The sequence below is a fragment of the Polaromonas sp. P1_F6 genome, assembly GCF_056405695.1.
Genome location: NZ_JBFUBQ010000008.1, coordinates 44,993 through 62,359 on the forward strand (window position 1 = coordinate 44,993; position 17,367 = coordinate 62,359).

Sequence of the window (17,367 nt, forward strand, 5' to 3'; positions counted from 1 at the left end):
CAATACGGTGTGACACCCAACTTTTCAACTTGTTTTTAAAGGAAACACCATGACTGCCGCTACCGCTACCTCCGCCAACACTGCCCCCGTCCGTATCGATCTCGCGATTCCTGATGTCTACCCCGCCCTGCTCAAGGTCAGTCAAACCATTGGCGCCCAGGGCCTGGACAAAAAACTGCACCACCTGATTCACCTGCGCGCCTCGCAAATCAACGGCTGCGCTTTCTGCGTCAAGATGCACCTGCGGGAAGCCCGTGAAGACGGCGAAACCCAGGACAGGCTGGACCGCCTCGTCGTCTGGGCGCATGTCAACGACTTCAGTGAAGCCGAGAAAGCCGCACTGGCCTGGACGGAAGCCCTGACCACGCTCGACCACAAGACCGACTACGCCAGCCTGCGCGGCCGCCTGCGTCAATCGTTCAGTGACAAAGAGATTGGCGCTCTGACCGCTACCATCGGCATGATCAATCTCTGGAACCGCATTCAGGTCTCGGCACACTAAGGTTTACGCATCATGGCCAGCATCGACCCCACCGCCGTATTTGAAGAAAGGCGCAGGCACCTGTTTGGCCTGGCCTACCGCATCCTCGGTTCGCGGGCCGATGCCGAAGACGCCGTGCAGGACGTCTTCATCAAATGGCTGGCGGCCGACCACGCGAGCATCGCGACACCGGCCGCCTGGCTCACCGCCATCTGCACGCGCCACTGCATCGACATGCTGCGCGACGCGCAGCGCAGCCGGGTCGACTATGTCGGCACCTGGTTGCCTGAACCCATCCATACCCAGACCGAAGACACACCCGAAACACACGCCCTGCTGGCCTCGTCGCTGAGCATGGCTTTCTTGCTGCTGCTCGAACGCCTCACGCCCAAAGAGCGCGCTGCCTACCTGCTGCATGAGATTTTTGAGACCCCCTATGCCGAAGTGGCCGAGATGCTGGACATGGAGGAAGCCGCCTGCCGCAAGCTGGTCTCGCGCGCCAGCACCAGCATCTCCCAGGGCAAGGTACGGCACGTGACGCCGCCCAAGGTGCAGGACGACCTGCTCACCGCTTTCCGCGAAGCCATCACCGCTGGCAGTACAGAATCACTCGCCAGCCTGCTCTCGGACGACATCGCACTGAGCACCGACAGCGGCGGCAAGGTCAGCTCGGTTGAAGGCATCTTCCAGGGCAAGGGCAGCGTGCTCACCCTGCTGACGACGCAGCTGGCCCGCTACTGGGCCCACTACGAATGGGTACCCTGCGAGATCAACGGTGGCCGCGCCATCCAGCTGCGGACGAGCACCGGCGAGATCGCCGCCGCCATCACCTTTGCCTATAACGACGAAGGCAAGGCCAACAACATCTTCATCATGCGCAACCCGGACAAGCTTGACGGGCTGGCCTTCGGACCCGAGGCGCTGGAATGAACAACACCTCAAGCAACACATCAGGCATCGCTCCCACAGGCTGGATCGCCCTGCTGACCGGCGTCAATGCCATCCGCACGCTGGCGCTGGTCGGCGGCGTCGCACTACATGCCATCAACCTCTACATCGGCACCACCATCCTGCCATCCGTCGTACGCGACATTGGCGGGCTGGAGTTCTACGCCTGGAACACCGCCCTCTTCGTGGTGGCTTCCATCATCAGCGCCGCCATGGCGACGCAGGTGCTGGGCAAGCTCGGGCCGCGCTTTGCCTATGTGCTCGGCGCCGCGATCTTTGCCGTGGGCTCGCTCGCCTGTGCGCTGGCGCTTTCCATGCCCGTCATGCTGGCCGGGCGTGTGGTGCAGGGCTTTGGCGGTGGCCTGCTGCTGGCCCTGCCCTACGCCATGATTCGCCTGCTGTATGACGAGGCCTTGTGGTCCCGCGCCATCGGCCTGCTGTCGGGTATGTGGGGCGTGGCCACACTGGTGGGGCCCGCCATAGGGGGCGTGTTTGCCCAGATGGATGCCTGGCGCTGGGCGTTTGGCGCGCTCATTCCGGCGGCGGTTCTGTTCACCGTGCTCGCCGTCTGCGTGATTCCACGGCACAACTCCATCAGCAGCCCGCCGACATCCGTACCGTGGATGCAGTTGCTCCTGCTGGCCGGCGCGGTCTTCGCCGTTTCTGCTGGCAGCGTCAGCACACAAGTCATGTGGAATGCGGCCGGTGTAGGTGCAGCGGTTGCGCTCAGCGCGTTGCTGGTCATCGTCGACAAGCACGCCGCCAACCGCCTGTTGCCGCAGGATGCGTTTCGCCCCGGGGCGCTGGGCGCCCTTTACCTCGCGATGGGGCTGCTGGGCATGACGGTCACCAGCACCGAGATTTTTTCACCCTTGTTCTTTCAGGTCCTGCATGCCCAGACACCGCTGGTATCAGGCTATCTCGCCGCCATCATGTCGGCGGGCTGGACCCTGGGCTCACTCATCAGCTCCAGCGCCACCGGCAGCCGGGCCAGGCTGGCCATCCGCGTTGCACCAGTGCTGGCACTGGCGGGCCTGGTGGGCATGGCTGTGCTGATGCCCGCACCCAGTAATGGCGGCTGGCCCGTGCTGGCGCCAATCTGCGCCGCCATGGTGGCCGTGGGTTTTGCCGTCGGCATCGCCTGGCCGCACCTGAGCACGCGTGTGCTGCAGATTGCGCCGCCCGGCGAAGAAGACCTGGCTGCCTCTTCCATCATGACAGTGGAGCTGTTTGCCACCGCCATGGGTGCGGCCCTGGCCGGCATGGTCGCCAACCTCGGGGGCCTCACCAGCCCCGGTGGTGTACCCGGAACGGCGGGCGCAGCGCAATGGCTGTTCGTCGTGTTCGCCCTGGCACCCGCGCTGTGCCTGCTGACTTCACGGCAAACGGCGAAGCCAGACCCGCCTGCCCTCAGGCAGACAGCCAACAGCGCCGCATAAGGTGTGAGGCGTGAAAAAGCCGGCGCACCCGCAAAGGATGCACCGGCTTTACACCGAGATTGGCGTCTTGCTTACTTCCGCGAACGCAGCGCGTCAACGCTCCATGCACCACCGCCGGCAGCAGCAAAGAACAAAAACACAAAGCAGAACAACACGGCCGACTCGCCACCATTCAGCATGGGCGACAACACAAAGCCCTTGGTCGCATGGCCCATGAAATAGGCAAATGCCAGCAGGCCCGACAGCACAAACGCCACAGGGCGCGTGAACAAGCCCACAAGCAGCAGCGCACCACCAAAGAGCTCAAGAATCCCGGCAAAGCCGATCAGCGACAACACCTGCAGCCCGTCGAAATAAGCCACGTGGGGAAAGCCCAGCAGCTTGGCCGTGCCATGCTGAATAAGCAAATAAGCAGAAACAATGCGCAGGACTGAAAGCGCGCGTGAAGTCAGTTGGTCGTTTTGGGCAAAGGCCATGAGGTTCCCTCCGTTAAAAAGATGTCTGACAGGCCTGTAGCGAAAAAGTTCAGCGCCGCTGCGCAAGTTTCTGCCGGGGCCTGGGGCCACCCGATGCGGAGCTGGCGACGCTCGCCAAACTTTTCTCGGCCAGCAGTTGAACCAGATGCTGCCGGATCACCGCGGTGATGTGCTCGCGCTTGCCCTGCTCCAGCATGCCGATCAGCCGTGTCGGTGGCCGGCCCGGCAGCGGCAGCACACGCAGAAGCGCATCGTTGGCCCAGTCGGCGTTCTTGACATGCGGCACGATGGTGACACCGACGTTCTGTCGCACCAGGTCGATGATGGCCGAGAGCGAGCTGAGCTCCAGAAAGTCCTGCGGCACCAGGCCCAGCTTGCGCAAGGTCTGCTCTATGCGGATGCCGCTTTGCGTGCGCCGGTCAAAGCGCAGGAAGGGTTGCTCACGCAGCAGCTTTTTGAAGTCGCTGCCCGGCGACGCTACCTGGGAACTCGCGACCACCGTCAGCGGCTCGGTGTACAGCGGCGTCCAGCGCATGCCCTTTCGCTCCTGCGGCGAGTCGTCGACGAAGACCGCCGCATCGAGCTCACCGCTCCTGACACTGCGCGCCAGGCCGCTGGACTCCTGCATGACCAGCCGCACATTGAGACGCGGATAGAGCGGCTTCATCCTGACGACGGTGTTTGAGAGCAGCCCCATCGCCGTGACGATGGAGCCCACCGTCACGGTGCCGGCGATCTCTCCCTCGCCGTCCAGGCCTTCGCGCATCTGGTCGTAGTACCCGACAATTTTTTCCGCATGCGCAACCAGCGCGCGGCCTGCGTCCGAAAGCACCACGCCGCGCCCCGAACGCTCGAACAGCACGGTCTTGAGCTCGGTCTCCAGCGCGCGCATCTGCAGCCCGACTGCAGCCTGTGTCAGCGCGACGCGATCGGACGCCGCGGCGAACGAGCCGCCCTGCGCGACAACCAGGAAGGTCTTCAAAAACCGGATCGTGCTCATTCGCGCACCGCCCCAATACAAAAGAATAACTTTAGCATCTCAAAACATAATATAGATATATTTTTCAAACCGGATGGAGAACAATCCGGCTTAACAGGGTTGTGTGACGGACACATGTCTCCCGCCGCAACGGCGCATCTCCCTCGAAACGCGCGGCTTTTTCGGGCTTCTTCCGCAGCAGCCCGGCCGCTTGTCTGGCTTGTTTTTTGGGGCGATGATTTATGTCTGATGCACTCCTGGCGAATACCGGCACGGCTTCACCACTCTCATTTGGTGAGAAACGGGCGGCAGCCATTTACGACCTGGGCCACAGCACGATTTTTGCGTCGCGCACTGACCCGCGCTTTTCCTATTGCACTTATGCCCCGCCGCACCTGGGTGAGTCAAAGCAGCCCATGCAGCTCGTGGTCGTGGTGCACGGCACCGGCCGCGCCTTCACCGAATACCGCGACGCCTTCGCCGCATTCGCCAAGTGGAATGACTGCATCGTGTTGTGCCCGCTGTTCCCGGCCGGCCCGCAGGGCGACGGCAACCGCGACGGTTTCAAGCACCTGCGCGAAGCCGACATCCGCTACGACCAGATCCTGCTCAGCATGGTCGACGAAGTAGCCGTCAAGTTCGGTTGCGACTTTTCAAAGTTCGCGCTCTTCGGTTACTCCGGCGGCGGCCAGTTCGTCAACCGCTTCGGCCTGCTGCATCCCGAGCGCCTCTGGGCGCTTTCCATAGGCGCGCCAGGCTCGGTGACTCTCATCGACAACCAGCAAGACTGGTGGGTCGGTGTGCGCGACTTCGAAAAGCGTTTCGGCAAACCGCTGAACCTTGCGGCCCTCAAAGCCCTGCCGGTGCACATGGTGGCCGGCAAGGCTGACATGGAGACCTGGGAGATTACCCACCGCGAAGGCGGCAAGTTCTACATGGCCGGCGCCAACGACGCGGGGCGCACGCGCCCGGAGCGGCTGGAGACCTTGCGCCAGTCCTTTGTGCAGGCCGGCGTCAACGTCACGCTGGACCTGATCGACAACGTTCCCCACGACGGCCTGGCCTGCGTCGACACGGTGCAGGACTTCCTCGCGACCGTGCTGCGCGACGTCCGGAAAAAAGCGGCGGGCCGGGCCCAGTGATGTCACGCCAACCTCAAACCTGAAGACTGACCATGCTGCGTTTTACGCTGTCCCGTCTTTTCATGGCCATACCGACGCTGCTGATCGTCGCGGTGGCGGTCTTTGTGCTGATCCGGCTCATCCCCGGCGACCCGGCGCAGCTGCTGTTGGGTGACCTCGCCGACCCGGTGCGCCTGGCCGACCTGCGCGCCCAGCTCGGGCTCGATAAGAGTTGGCCGGTGCAGTTCGGCATCTGGGGCCGGCACGTGCTGGGCGGCGACCTGGGCGTTTCCATCAACACCGGCGAACCCGTGCTGCACCTGGTGTTGAGCCGCTTCCTGGTCAGCGCGCAGATTGTGCTCATTGCCGTGCTCTTCGCCACCCTGGTCGCGGTGCCCGCCGGCATGATCGCCGCGTGGAAGCAAAACCGCCTGCCCGACCTGATGCTGGTCGGCACCGCCACCCTGCTGGTATCCATCCCTACCTTCTGGCTGGGCCTGTTGCTTCTGCTCTTCTTCGGCCTGAAGCTCGAATGGCTGCCCGTGGTCGGCTATGTCTCGATCATGAACGACTGGAAGTCGGGCCTGCTGTACCTGCTGATGCCCATCCTCACGCTGTTCCTGCATGAGATCGGCGTGCTGATCCGCATGGCCAGGGCCAGCACGCTGGAAGTGCTGCGGCTGGACTACATCACGCATGCGCGCGCCAAGGGTCTGTCAGAGCGTGCTGTGCTGGTGCACCACGCCTTTCGCAACTCCTTCGGCCCGACCTGGACTTTGATCGGCCTGGTGCTGGGCAACCTGCTGGGCGGCGTGGCGGTTGTTGAAACCGTGTTCACGATTCCCGGCCTGGGCCGCCTGCTGGTTGACGCGATCTTCGCGCGCGACTACCCGGTGATCCAGGGCTGTCTGCTGCTGGTCGCCGTGATCTACGTGGTAACCAACCTGGTCATCGACCTCTGCTATCCGATCTTCGACCCCAGGGTGTTGGCCGAATGAAAAAATTTCTCACCCCTCAGGCCCTGATCGGCCTCTTCATCGTGGGCCTCATCCTCGTGGCGGCCGTACTGGCCTTCTTCTGGACGCCGCACGAGCCGCTCAAGATCAACTTCCTGGCACGCCTCAAACCACCCAGCGCCACCTATTGGCTGGGCACCGACGAGTTCGGCCGCGACGAGCTCTCGCGCCTCATGGCCGGGGCCTCCAACAGCGTCTGGATCAGTTTTCTCACGGTGCTGCTCTCTATCACCGCAGGCACTGCCATCGGCGTGCTGACGGGCTTTGTGCGCGGCTGGACCGACCGCATCATCATGGCCTTTGTCAACGCCCTGCTGGCCTTCCCCGGCCTGCTGCTGGCGCTGGCATTGCTGGCTGTCTTCGGCGCCAACAAGTACGGCATCATCCTCGCGCTGGGCCTGGCGTACACGCCCTCCGTCACCCGCATCGTGCGCGGCACGGTGATGTCGCTGCGCGAAAAGGAATTCATCGAATCCTCGCGCGTGCTCGGCAACTCGGAGCTCTACACCATGTACCGCCACGTGCTGCCCAACTGCGTGGCGCCGCTCACCGTGTTAGCCACCTCGATGTTCGGCTGGGTCATCCTGGCGGAGAGTTCGCTGTCCTTCCTGGGCCTGGGCGTGCCGCCGCCGGCGCCCACCTGGGGCAATATGCTGGCCGCCGCCCGGCCCTTCATGGCGCAGGCGACTTACCTTTCCATCTTCCCCGGCCTGTGCATTGCGCTCACGCTGCTGGGCATCAACTTCCTGGGCGACGCGGTGCGCGACCTGCTGGATCCGCGCATGAGGGGCATCGAATGAACCACCTTGTTGATGTCTCGGGCCTCAGCCTTTCCATCGGCAAGGGCGGCCGCGAAATCGTGCGCAATGTGTCCTTCACCGTCGCGCCCGGCGAGATCGTCGGCATCGTCGGTGAATCCGGCAGTGGCAAGACCCAGGCGGCGCGCGCCATCATGGGCCTCACGCCGCCGCCACTGGTGCGCAGCGCGGGTCGCATTTTGTTTGAAGGCGAAGACATGGCGGCGGCCGGCGATGCGCGTTTGCGACAGCTGCGCGGCGCGCGCATCGGCATGGTGTTCCAGGAGCCCATGACCTCGCTCAACCCTTCGATGACGATCGGCCGGCAGCTTGACGAAGGCCTGGCGCTGCACCGGCCCGAGCTCTCGCCGGCCGCGCGCCGCGACAAGGCTTTGGCCATGCTCGCGCGCGTCGGCATCACCGACCCGCAGGCCGCGCTCGCCGCATGGCCACATGAATTCTCAGGCGGCATGCGCCAGCGCATGATGCTGGCCTCTGTGATGCTGCTGGAGCCCGCACTGCTGATCGCCGACGAGCCGACCACTGCCCTGGACGCGCTGGTGCAGCGCGATGTGCTCGAGCTGATGGTCGGCCTCACACGCGAACACAATACGGCCGTGCTGCTGATCAGCCACGACCTGCCCATGGTGGCGCGCTACACCCAGCGCATGATCGTCATGCAGCAGGGCGAGGTCGTCGAAGCCGGCGACACCGCCGCCTTGCTGGCAGGCCCCAGGCAGGACTACACACGCAAGCTGCTCGAGGCCATCCCGCGCCGGCAAGCCGCGCGCACAATTGCCGACGACCAACCCGTCATCGAAGTGCGCAAGCTCGTATTCGATTACCCCGGCAAGCGGCGCCTCTTTGCCAAGTCCGCTGCCAAGCGCGTGCTGCACGGCATAGACCTGGTGGTGCGCCCGCGCGAGATCGTCGCGGTGGTGGGCGGCTCCGGTTCGGGAAAAACCACGTTGGGCCGTGCGATTGCGGGCTTGCTCAAGCCGACCGAAGGCGACATCCGTTTTCGCGGGCGTTCGATCGCGCGCAGCGATGCGGGCTGGCTGGACTACCGGCTCAATTGCCAGATGGTTTTCCAGGACCCGTATTCATCACTCAACCCGCGCATGAGCATTGGCCAGCTGGTCGGTGAAGGGCTGCGACTGGTTCCTGGCCTCTCTTCAGCCGAGCGGAAAACGCGCGTAGCGAAGATGCTTGATGAGGTTGGTTTGGAGCCCCGGCATGCGCAACGTTACGCGCACGAACTCTCGGGCGGCCAGCGCCAACGCGTGGCGATTGCCCGCGCGTTGATACGTGAGCCGGCCTTTGTGATTGCCGACGAGCCGGTGTCCGCACTCGACGTGACCGTACGCGCCCAGGTGCTGGCGCTGCTGGCCGAGCTGCAGGAACGCCACGGCTTTGCCTGCCTCTTCATCAGCCACGACCTGGGCGTGGTCGAACAGGTGGCCGACCGTGTGATCGTGATGCAGGCCGGCCAGATCATTGAGCAAGGCAGCCGCGACGAGGTGTTCGACAACCCGCAACATGCCTACACACGCAAGCTGCTCTCCGCGATTCCTGCGCTCACGCCCACCGGCCAGGGCGGCATGCAACTCAAGTGGCGTTTTGACGAACCCGATGCGCCGGCGGGCGCCTTGAATCTCATCAACCCGATAACCCCCATTCCAGTCTGATCTTTAAGGAGCTTTTGATGCTTTCCCTTCGATTGAAATTTCTGGCCGCTGCCGTGCTGGCGGCTTGTACCGCCGCCCAGGCCCAGACGGCGCAAATCGTGGTCGCGCAGCCGGCAGACATCCGCTCGACCAACCCCGGTGTCAACCGCGACAACACCACCGACGGCGTGGTGCTCAACATCGTCGAAGGCCTGGTTGCCTATCACGAGAACGGCACCGTCGGCCCGCTGCTGGCGCGCTCCATCGTCACCAGCCCCGACGGCCTGACCTATATCTTCAAGTTGCGCACCAACGTGAAGTTTCACAACGGCGAGTCCATGACTTCGGCCGATGTGCTGTGGAGCTGGAAGCGTTATATGGACCCCAAGACCGACTGGCGCTGCCTCAGCGAATTTGACGGCCGCTCCGGTGTCAAGGTCACCTCGGTCACCGCGCCTGACGCACAAACCGTGGTCATGCAGCTGGACAAACCCTCGGCCGTCTTCCTCGACAACCTGGCCCGCACCGACTGCGGCATGACAGCCATCCTCCACAAAAAATCCGTCAAGGAAGACGGCAGCTGGGACAAACCCATCGGCACCGGCCCCTTCAAGTTTGAAGAGTGGAAGCGCGGCGAGTACGTCACGCTCAGCGCCTTTGCCGACTACCAGTCGCCCCCCGGCACCAAGCCAGACGGTTACCTCGGCCTCAAGAAACCGCTGGTCGAGCAGGTCAAATTTTTAACCGTGCCCGACATGTCGACCTCCAAGGCCGGCCTGCAGTCCGGCGCCATCGATGCCGGCCAGATCACCTCGTCCGACGTGCAGGAGCTCAAGGCGAATAAAAACCTGAGCGTGGTCGCCGCTGTGGATGCKGGCAAAAACACGCTGCTGATGCAGACCAATGACCCGCTTCTTAAAGACGAGCGCATCCGCCAGGCCATCGCGCTGTCGCTCGACATGAACCAGCTCGTCGCGGCCGCGTCCGAAGGCCTGGCCCGCGTCAACAACTCGGCCATCCAGGACAGCTCGGCCTTCTACACCGCAGCGCAGAAAAAAGGCTACCGCCACGACCCGGCCAAGGCCAAACAGCTGCTGAAGGAAGCCGGCTACAAGGGCCAGCCTATCGTGATTCAGGCCAACAAGCGCGCCCATGTGCCGAGCTTCTCGGTGGCGGTGATGAGCCAGGCCATGATGCAGGCCGTCGGCATCAACGCGCAGATCGAAGTGCTCGAATGGGCCACCCAGCTGGACCGCTACAACAGCGGCAACTACCAGATGAGCTCCTTCACCTATTCGTCGCGCCTGGACCCGGCCCTGAGCTATGAGCAGTTCTCGGGCAACAAGGCCAAGCAGCCGCGCAAGGTGTGGGACGACCCGGCCGCGCAAAAGTTGATCGACCAGAGCTTCGCCGAAGCCGATCCGAAGAAACGCCAGGCCTTGTTTGACCAGCTGCACGCGCTGATGATCGCCAAGACGCCGCTGGTCATCCTCTACAACGTGACCGATTCCTGGGCCGTGCGCAAGCGCGTGAATGGCTTCACGGTGTGGGAAGGCAAGCCGCTGCTCTGGAATACGAAGCTGGCCGCCAGGTAAGTCTTTTCAGCTTCCTCTCGGCCGCCTTGCGCACAGGCCCGCGCGCAAGGCATGGACAGGCACGCCTCGCGGCGGTCGTCATCTCTCTTCACGCAACTTCTTACGGCAGCCCAGCATGGCAAACATCGAACAATTCCCCTTTATCTCCGTCTCCGGCAGCCCGCATGAACGCGGCCTGCAGTACGGGCGGCAGGCCGCTGACCGGGTACGCGGCAGCGCGCGCCTGTACGGCCAGACGCTGGTCAACCTGGGCTACAGCGAACAGGCACGCGCGCGCTTGATCGACTTCTTCGCCAAGGAAATCGGCAACTTCGCACCCCACTACATCGACGAGATGCGCGGCATTGCCGAGGGCGCGGGCATGGACTTCCAGGACATCGTGATGATCAATGCCCGCACCGAGGTGCTGGCCAAGGCCCGCGCCGAGAAGGTCAATGCCGCCGACCAGGAACCCGGCGACGGCTGCACGGGCGCCCTCATCCTGCCCGAGCGTTCGGCCAACGGCAACCTGCTGCACGGCCAGAACTGGGACTGGCGCGCCGAATGCGTCGAGACCTCCGTCGTGCTGCGCGTGCGCAACGACAACGGTCCCGACTTTTTGACCTTTGTCGAAGCCGGCGGGCTGGCCCGCAGCGGCTTCAACAGCGCTGGTGTGTCGATCACCGCCAACTACCTCGAATCAGACCGCGACTTCAAGCAGCTGGGTGTGCCTTTATCGCTGATCCGGCGCAAGGTGCTGGAACAAGAGATTTTTTCGCTGGCCATGAAGGCCGTGGCCGCAACACCCAAGTCCTGCTCCAACAACATCATGCTGGGCATGTCGCAGGGCTTCGGTATCGATTTTGAATGCACCACCAACGAATCGTTTCCGATTTATCCCGGCGCCGACAACCTGATCGTGCATGCCAACCACTGGATGAGCCCGGTAGCGCTCAGCAAGCTGGTGGACATGGGCATTTCCCAATCACCCGACAGCCACTACCGCGACTGGCGCGTGCGAAAACTCCTGAACGCACAGGAAAAACTCGGTCGACAGGAACTGAAGAACGCTTTCTTCGACAACTTCGGCCTGCCCTACTCCGTCTGCCGCCCGCCCCGCATCGGCAGCCACGACAACCTGTCTGCCACAGTCGCCATGGTCATCATGGAACCCGCAGTGGGTGAAATGGAAGTGGCGCCCTTGCCGGCCCTGAACAAGGTGTTCACCTGCTACAGCCTGACGGAAGAGCCCAGGATTTCTGCCTGAGCGCATCGCGCAGCCCCTTTGCAGGATTGCTGCTGCCAACGGATCGAGGCACTGCGCCGCCGGGGTCAAGGCTTTGGTTCGCTTGACAACCTGTCGGCAAAGTAAGGCAAAAGAAATAGGAGGAGGCGCCAGGCGTGCTTCCTGACTTCGACGCGGCGGCGGTAGTGATGGCAGTGGTGGTAGTGGCGGCAACTGACTCCCCACCAAGCCTGTTTCCTACAGTGCAATCGGCCCTGCTCCGGGATGCTGGCGGTTTACTTCGCCACTCCCCACTCCATCTTTAAGGACAAAGGCAGAAGCCATGGAAAGCCCCACCGATGCACTCACCATCTCCCGGCGAGGTATCCTGATCGCTAGCGCCGCTTCAGCGGCTGTGACCACTATGCCATCAGACGCCACTGCAGCCCCCTCTTCACCGCTCGCCGCACCCGGCTCCGTCCCTCAGGGGCGCGTGACCATCGAGGTCAACGGCGCGGCCCACACCCTGAACCTGGACACGCGCACCACGCTGCTCGATGCCTTGCGCGAGCACCTGCACCTCACCGGCACAAAAAAGGGCTGCGACCACGGCCAATGCGGCGCCTGCACCGTGCTGCTCGACGGGCAGCGCATCAATTCCTGCCTGACGCTGGCCGTGATGCATGAGGGCAGCAAGGTGACCACCATCGAAGGGCTGGGAACCTTGCAGCGCATGCACCCGTTGCAGACAGCCTTCGTCAAGCATGACGGCTATCAGTGCGGTTACTGCACGCCGGGCCAGATCTGCTCTGCCGTCGGCGCACTCGACGAGCTGCGCCGGGGCGTCCCCAGCCACGTCAGCGCGGACATCACCGCGCGGCCGCTGCTCTCACCCGACGAGCTTCGGGAGCGCATGAGCGGCAACATCTGCCGCTGCGGCGCCTACTCCAACATCGTTGAAGCCATCACTGAAGTGGCGGGGGCGCAGGCATGAAACCCTTCACTTATGAACGCGCCACCTCACCGGCACAAGCCGCAGCGGCGGTGGCCCGCAACCCGACGGCAAAATTCATCGCAGGCGGCACCAACCTGCTGGATTTGATGAAGCTGCAGATCGAAGCGCCTGCGCACCTGGTCGACGTGAACGGCCTGGCGCTGGACAAGATTGAGGCAACGCCCGAGGGCGGCCTGCGTGTGGGCGCGATGGTTCGCAACACCGCGCTCGCCTCAGACGAGCGCGTGCGGCGCGACTACGGCGTGCTGTCACGGGCCTTGCTCGCCGGTGCCTCGGGCCAGCTGCGCAACAAGGCGACCACCGCCGGCAACCTGCTGCAGCGCACGCGTTGCCCTTACTTCTACGACACCGACCAGCCCTGCAACAAGCGGCAGCCGGGCAGCGGCTGCAGCGCCATCGGGGGCGTGAACCGCCAGCACGGCATCATCGGCACCAGCCAGGCCTGCATCGCCACCCACCCGAGTGATATGGCTGTTGCCATGCGGGTGCTCGACGCATCGGTAGAAACCGTGCGGGCCGACGGCCGTGCGCGCGTCATTCCGATTGCTGACTTTCACCGGCTGCCAGGCGAAACGCCGCACATCGAAACCACGCTGGAGCCCGGCGAACTGATCACCGCTGTGACGCTGCCGCGCCCGGCCGGCGGCGTGCACATCTACCGCAAGGTGCGTGACCGTGCCTCTTACGCCTTCGCGCTTGTTTCCGTGGCTGCCATCGTGCAGCGTGATGGCTCCGGCAAGGTCGCCCTGGGCGGCGTGGCGCACAAGCCCTGGCGCGTTGAAGCCGCAGAGGCCGCCATGCCGCGAGGTGCGCGGGCTCTTGCGGCCGGCGTGCTGGCCGGCGCAACGCCGACACATGACAACGCCTTCAAGTTGCCACTGGCAGAGCGAACCATTGCCGCCGTGCTGGCCCAGGCGAGGAGCGCATCGTGAAATTCGACACCCCTGCCACCACCAACCCCATTGACCAGCTCAAGGTCATCGGCAAGCCCACCGACCGCATAGACGGCCCGCTCAAAACCACCGGCACCGCACCCTACGCCTACGAGCGCCACGACGCCGCACCGGACGCGGCCTACGGCTACGTCGCAGGCGCCAGCATCGCCAAGGGCCGCATCGCGTCGATGGATTTGCGCGCGGCCCGCACCGCGCCGGGCGTGCTGGCCATCATTACCGCAGAGAACGCCGGCAAGCTCACCAAGGGCAGCTTCAACACCGCCAGGCTGCTGGGCGGGCCGGAGATTGACCACTACCACCAGGCCGTGGCGCTGGTGGTGGCCAACACCTTCGAACAGGCTCGCGCCGCCGCGCAACTGGTACGCATCGTCTATGAGAGCACGCCGGGCAAGTTCAACCTGGCAACAGAAAAAGACGGCGCGCCGCTGGCCAAGGCGTCTGATTTTTCGGGAGAACCTGAGACCAAGGTGGGCGATTTCGCGGGCGCCTTTGCCGCGGCGCCTGTGCAGCTGGACGCCACCTACACCACGCCCGACCAGTCCCACGCGATGATGGAGCCGCACGCCACCACCGCCGCGTGGACGGGCGACAAGCTCACGGTATGGACAGCCAACCAGATGATCGACTGGGGCGTGGGCGATCTGGCCAGGACGCTGGGTATCCCCAAAGCCAACGTCAGACTGGTGTCGCCCTTTATCGGCGGGGGTTTCGGCGGCAAGCTTTTCCTGCGCGCCGATGTGTTGCTGGCCGCGCTGGGGGCGCGCGCGGTGCGGCGGCCGGTCAAGGTCGCGCTGCAGCGGCCGCTGATGATGAACAACACCACCCACCGGCCGGCCACCATCCAGCGCATACGCCTGGGGGCGGGGCGCGACGGCAAGCTCACTTCTATCGGTCATGAGGGCTGGTCAGGCGACCTGCCCGGCGGCGGGCCCGAGACCGCGGTGAACCAGACGCGCCTGCTCTACGCCGGCGCCAACCGGATGACCGCCACACGGCTGGCCGTGCTGGACCTGCCCGAGGGCAATGCGATGCGTGCACCGGGCGAGGCGCCCGGCTTGATGGCGCTCGAGATCGCGATGGATGAAATGGCGGAAAAGCTGGGCTTGGACCCGGTGGAGTTCCGCGTCCTCAACGACACGCAGGTAGACCCTGAAAAGCCAGCGCGCGCTTACTCCCAGCGCCAGCTGATTCAATGCCTGAGAACCGGCGCGCAGACCTTCGGCTGGAACCGGCGCGTAGCCAAACCGGGCCAGCTGCGTGAAGGGCGCTGGCTGGTGGGCCTGGGTGTCGCCTCGGCTTTTCGCAACAACCTGACGATGCCGTCTGGTGCGCGCGTGCGGCTGGACAACACCGGCCTCGTCACGGTTGAAACGGACATGACGGATATCGGCACCGGCACCTACACCGTCATTGCGCAGACCGCCGCTGAAGTCATGGGCGTGCCGCTGCAAAAGGTGTTTGTGCGGCTGGGCGACTCCGCCTTTCCCGTGTCGGCCGGCTCCGGCGGGCAATGGGGCGCCAACAGCTCCACGTCGGGCGTGTACGCCGCCTGCATGAAGCTGCGCGAAGCCGTCGCCCAAAAACTGGGAATGACCCAGGGCGACATCACGTTTGCCGACGGCATGGTCAGCGCGGGTGGCCGCTCTGTGCCGCTGGCTGAAGCTGCCGGCGCCCAGGGCCTCGTCGCCGAAGACACCATCGAGTTCGGCGACCTGGGAAAAAAATTCCAGCAGTCGACCTTCGGCGCGCACTTTGTGGAAGTGGGCGTCGACATCTACACCGGCGAAATTCGTGTGCGGCGCATGCTGGCCGTCTGCGCCGCGGGCCGCATCCTCAACCCCAAGAGCGCGCGCAGCCAGGTGATAGGCGCGATGACCATGGGAGTTGGCGCGGCGCTGATGGAAGAACTCGCTGTCGACAAGCGTCACGGGTTTTTCGTGAACCACGACCTGGCGGGCTACGAGGTGCCGGTGCATGCCGACATTCCGCACCAGGATGTGATCTTCCTGGAAGAGACCGACCCAACCTCATCGCCCATGAAAGCCAAGGGCGTGGGTGAACTCGGCATCTGCGGCGTCGGCGCGGCAGTGGCCAATGCGGTCTACAACGCCACCGGCGCGCGGGTGCGCCACTACCCGATCACGCTGGACAAAGTGCTGGACAGCCTGCCGGCGCTGGTGTGAGCGCCGGCGCGCCTCATCACGCCGGCGGCGGGTGTGGAAAACACCTTAAAAATGCCTGTTTCAGGCATAAAAAGTGCCTGGAACCTAATCAGGACGGGCGCAAGTAGCTCCTGATTTAATAGCGCCCCTGCTCAACCCTGAACCCCCTTGCGGAGGCCCGCCGGCGAGCGGAACGGCGGCCCGCCGCACCGCTGGAACAAGTCCTACACAGCAGCGTGTTCGCGCGCACTAGGATTGGTTTTACCTGTGAATCCGTTCCGTACTGACGGTGCCATGTCAACCCGCCCTTTTCGCCTCGCCACACGGCTGATCCTGGCGTCAGCCCTGGCTGCTGCCTGCCTGGGAACCGTTGCGCAGGACAAACCCGCAGGCACACTGCCGCAAGTCACCATCGCCGCCAAGGCAAACCGCGACCCCGTCGAAAAGTCCTACCGCAAGATGGTCCGCGGCATGGATCTTTTCGAGAAGCAGCGCGCCGCCATGGCGCCCAATGCGTCGCTTCGCTTCAAACTCTTGCCGCGCAAGCGAGAGACAGAGATGGACCGCATCGAGATGGAGGTCATCGGGACGACGGTGGCGTTTGGTGTGGCGGTGGCGCCGGACCATACCTTTACGCTGGAGCGTGACCCCAAGGCGTTTGACGAAAACGCGCAGGTGATTCCGAACCGGAAGGCGCAGACCATGACGTGGCGCACGGAGATACGCACGCCGGGCCTGCCGCCCAACACGCGTCGGCTGGGTGACTTGCGGCTGGAATGCCAGGTGGGCATGGAGGCGGGGCTGGTGTCGAACACCACCAATGTGATCGGCCGGCTGGCTCGGGTGATTCTGGATACGCCGGCCTATTGCGACAGGAAGGCGCCGCTTTATCTTTTCTTTGCGGACCGGCCTTTGTTCAGCGTGGCCATGATGAACGGCGCGCGGCGGGAGATTCTTTCCATCGACAAGCTGTACGCCGCCGCCAGCGACGACCCCAACCTGAACAGCGACCTGCCGTATTGCGACTGCGAGGTGCTGGTGGACCGCACTTACGTGCTGCCGCTGGGTGACCGGAGCTGGCCGGACGACACGCTGGTGGAGTTTGAGTACATGGACGGGCCGTGATGAAAACCTTGCCCCGTCAAACGCTGCGGCATGCCGGTGCGATGCTGCTTGCCTGCCTCTGGCTGGCCGGTTGCGCGGGCCCGGGGGGATTGTTCGGCTCGCAAGAGGCGCCACCGCCTTTTCGCGACCCGGCCATGACGATGGAAAGCGCGCAGGGCGCCATCGTGGCCGGGCAGTCCACCAAGGCCGACGTGGCGGCAACGCTGGGCGACGCCGCCGCGTCGGTGAAGTTCGACAGCGGATTCGAGGTGTGGGTCTACCGGAAAAAGACTTCGCAACCCACAGCGGCCAACCCGGAGCTGGTGATTCTGTTCACGCCGGCCGGCATCGTCAAAAAGACGCGGATTCGCCCGGCTTACCTGGCGCAGGAAGAGCGCAGGGATTGA

The 17,367-nt window shown here is 64.3% G+C and carries 16 protein-coding genes; 14 read left to right on the forward strand and 2 right to left on the reverse strand.

Features of this window, described 5'->3' with window-relative positions; all coding sequences use genetic code 11:
* Positions 1-49: 49 nt before the first annotated feature.
* Genes AC1DY9_RS19430 through AC1DY9_RS19440 form a run of 3 tightly spaced genes read left to right on the forward strand, consistent with a single transcriptional unit; the run spans position 50 to position 2,868 of the window.
* Positions 50-502, forward strand: a complete 453-nt coding sequence (locus tag AC1DY9_RS19430; RefSeq protein ID WP_457282577.1) for a carboxymuconolactone decarboxylase family protein — start codon at positions 50-52, stop codon at positions 500-502.
* Between the two features lie 12 nt (positions 503-514).
* On the forward strand, positions 515-1,411 hold the full coding sequence (locus AC1DY9_RS19435; RefSeq protein ID WP_477667378.1) for a sigma-70 family RNA polymerase sigma factor: 897 nt from the start codon (positions 515-517) through the stop codon (positions 1,409-1,411).
* The gene (locus AC1DY9_RS19440) at positions 1,408-2,868 is read left to right on the forward strand and encodes an MFS transporter (protein ID WP_457282575.1); all 1,461 of its coding nucleotides are present in this window, start codon (positions 1,408-1,410) and stop codon (positions 2,866-2,868) included. The genes AC1DY9_RS19435 and AC1DY9_RS19440 overlap by 4 nt, the downstream gene beginning before the upstream one ends.
* 71 nt (positions 2,869-2,939) lie before the next feature.
* Here AC1DY9_RS19440 and AC1DY9_RS19445 read toward each other — a convergent pair whose 3' ends face one another.
* Both AC1DY9_RS19445 and AC1DY9_RS19450 read right to left on the reverse strand, forming a co-directional pair.
* Complete coding sequence (locus AC1DY9_RS19445) at positions 2,940-3,344, reverse strand: DoxX family protein (RefSeq protein ID WP_457282574.1); 405 nt, start codon at positions 3,342-3,344, stop codon at positions 2,940-2,942.
* A gap of 49 nt (positions 3,345-3,393) precedes the next feature.
* On the reverse strand, positions 3,394-4,344 hold the full coding sequence (locus AC1DY9_RS19450) for a LysR family transcriptional regulator (RefSeq protein ID WP_477667379.1): 951 nt from the start codon (positions 4,342-4,344) through the stop codon (positions 3,394-3,396).
* Positions 4,345-4,565: 221 nt separating this feature from the next.
* Between AC1DY9_RS19450 and AC1DY9_RS19455 the strand changes: the two genes are divergently transcribed.
* From AC1DY9_RS19455 to AC1DY9_RS19505, 11 genes are all read left to right on the forward strand, one after another.
* Entirely contained in the window at positions 4,566-5,465 is a 900-nt protein-coding gene (locus AC1DY9_RS19455; RefSeq protein ID WP_477667380.1) for an alpha/beta hydrolase, read from the forward strand.
* Positions 5,466-5,497: 32 nt separating this feature from the next.
* Positions 5,498-6,442, forward strand: coding sequence for an ABC transporter permease (locus AC1DY9_RS19460; protein WP_477667381.1), 945 nt, complete (start codon positions 5,498-5,500; stop codon positions 6,440-6,442).
* On the forward strand, positions 6,439-7,260 hold the full coding sequence (locus tag AC1DY9_RS19465) for an ABC transporter permease (protein WP_477667382.1): 822 nt from the start codon (positions 6,439-6,441) through the stop codon (positions 7,258-7,260). Before AC1DY9_RS19460 ends, AC1DY9_RS19465 begins: the two co-directional genes overlap by 4 nt.
* Positions 7,257-8,945 (forward strand): ABC transporter ATP-binding protein, encoded by a 1,689-nt coding sequence (locus AC1DY9_RS19470; RefSeq protein WP_477667383.1) that lies wholly within the window; start codon positions 7,257-7,259, stop codon positions 8,943-8,945. The genes AC1DY9_RS19465 and AC1DY9_RS19470 overlap by 4 nt, the downstream gene beginning before the upstream one ends.
* A gap of 17 nt (positions 8,946-8,962) precedes the next feature.
* Positions 8,963-10,519, forward strand: coding sequence for an ABC transporter substrate-binding protein (locus AC1DY9_RS19475; protein WP_477667384.1), 1,557 nt, complete (start codon positions 8,963-8,965; stop codon positions 10,517-10,519).
* Positions 10,520-10,634: 115 nt separating this feature from the next.
* Positions 10,635-11,765, forward strand: coding sequence for a C45 family autoproteolytic acyltransferase/hydolase (locus tag AC1DY9_RS19480; RefSeq protein ID WP_477667385.1), 1,131 nt, complete (start codon positions 10,635-10,637; stop codon positions 11,763-11,765).
* 301 nt (positions 11,766-12,066) lie between these two features.
* Entirely contained in the window at positions 12,067-12,717 is a 651-nt protein-coding gene (gene paoA, locus AC1DY9_RS19485) for an aldehyde dehydrogenase iron-sulfur subunit PaoA (RefSeq protein WP_477647584.1), read from the forward strand.
* Positions 12,714-13,670: an FAD binding domain-containing protein gene (locus AC1DY9_RS19490; protein WP_477667386.1), complete on the forward strand. Its 957-nt coding sequence runs from the start codon at positions 12,714-12,716 to the stop codon at positions 13,668-13,670. The genes paoA and AC1DY9_RS19490 overlap by 4 nt, the downstream gene beginning before the upstream one ends.
* Entirely contained in the window at positions 13,667-15,877 is a 2,211-nt protein-coding gene (gene paoC, locus AC1DY9_RS19495) for an aldehyde oxidoreductase molybdenum-binding subunit PaoC (protein ID WP_477667387.1), read from the forward strand. Before AC1DY9_RS19490 ends, paoC begins: the two co-directional genes overlap by 4 nt.
* A 273-nt stretch (positions 15,878-16,150) precedes the next feature.
* Positions 16,151-16,981 carry a hypothetical protein gene (locus AC1DY9_RS19500; RefSeq protein WP_477667388.1) on the forward strand — a complete coding sequence of 277 codons (831 nt, stop codon included), beginning with the start codon at positions 16,151-16,153 and terminating at the stop codon, positions 16,979-16,981.
* Positions 16,981-17,367 carry a hypothetical protein gene (locus AC1DY9_RS19505; protein WP_457282562.1) on the forward strand — a complete coding sequence of 129 codons (387 nt, stop codon included), beginning with the start codon at positions 16,981-16,983 and terminating at the stop codon, positions 17,365-17,367. The genes AC1DY9_RS19500 and AC1DY9_RS19505 overlap by 1 nt, the downstream gene beginning before the upstream one ends.

Excerpts from the sequence above, each read along its gene's own strand:
- AC1DY9_RS19490 (WP_477667386.1), top strand. The coding sequence starts at position 12,714 with ATGAAACCCTTCACTTATGAACGCGCCACCTCACCGGCACAAGCCGCA.
- AC1DY9_RS19445 (WP_457282574.1), bottom strand. The coding sequence starts at position 3,344 with ATGGCCTTTGCCCAAAACGACCAACTGACTTCACGCGCGCTTTCAGTC.
- AC1DY9_RS19455 (WP_477667380.1), top strand. The coding sequence starts at position 4,566 with ATGTCTGATGCACTCCTGGCGAATACCGGCACGGCTTCACCACTCTCA.
- AC1DY9_RS19450 (WP_477667379.1), bottom strand. The coding sequence starts at position 4,344 with ATGAGCACGATCCGGTTTTTGAAGACCTTCCTGGTTGTCGCGCAGGGC.
- AC1DY9_RS19480 (WP_477667385.1), top strand. The coding sequence starts at position 10,635 with ATGGCAAACATCGAACAATTCCCCTTTATCTCCGTCTCCGGCAGCCCG.
- AC1DY9_RS19465 (WP_477667382.1), top strand. The coding sequence starts at position 6,439 with ATGAAAAAATTTCTCACCCCTCAGGCCCTGATCGGCCTCTTCATCGTG.
- AC1DY9_RS19430 (WP_457282577.1), top strand. The coding sequence starts at position 50 with ATGACTGCCGCTACCGCTACCTCCGCCAACACTGCCCCCGTCCGTATC.
- AC1DY9_RS19435 (WP_477667378.1), top strand. The coding sequence starts at position 515 with ATGGCCAGCATCGACCCCACCGCCGTATTTGAAGAAAGGCGCAGGCAC.
- AC1DY9_RS19500 (WP_477667388.1), top strand. The coding sequence starts at position 16,151 with ATGTCAACCCGCCCTTTTCGCCTCGCCACACGGCTGATCCTGGCGTCA.
- AC1DY9_RS19470 (WP_477667383.1), top strand. The coding sequence starts at position 7,257 with ATGAACCACCTTGTTGATGTCTCGGGCCTCAGCCTTTCCATCGGCAAG.
- AC1DY9_RS19440 (WP_457282575.1), top strand. The coding sequence starts at position 1,408 with ATGAACAACACCTCAAGCAACACATCAGGCATCGCTCCCACAGGCTGG.
- AC1DY9_RS19505 (WP_457282562.1), top strand. The coding sequence starts at position 16,981 with ATGAAAACCTTGCCCCGTCAAACGCTGCGGCATGCCGGTGCGATGCTG.
- AC1DY9_RS19460 (WP_477667381.1), top strand. The coding sequence starts at position 5,498 with ATGCTGCGTTTTACGCTGTCCCGTCTTTTCATGGCCATACCGACGCTG.
- paoA (WP_477647584.1), top strand. The coding sequence starts at position 12,067 with ATGGAAAGCCCCACCGATGCACTCACCATCTCCCGGCGAGGTATCCTG.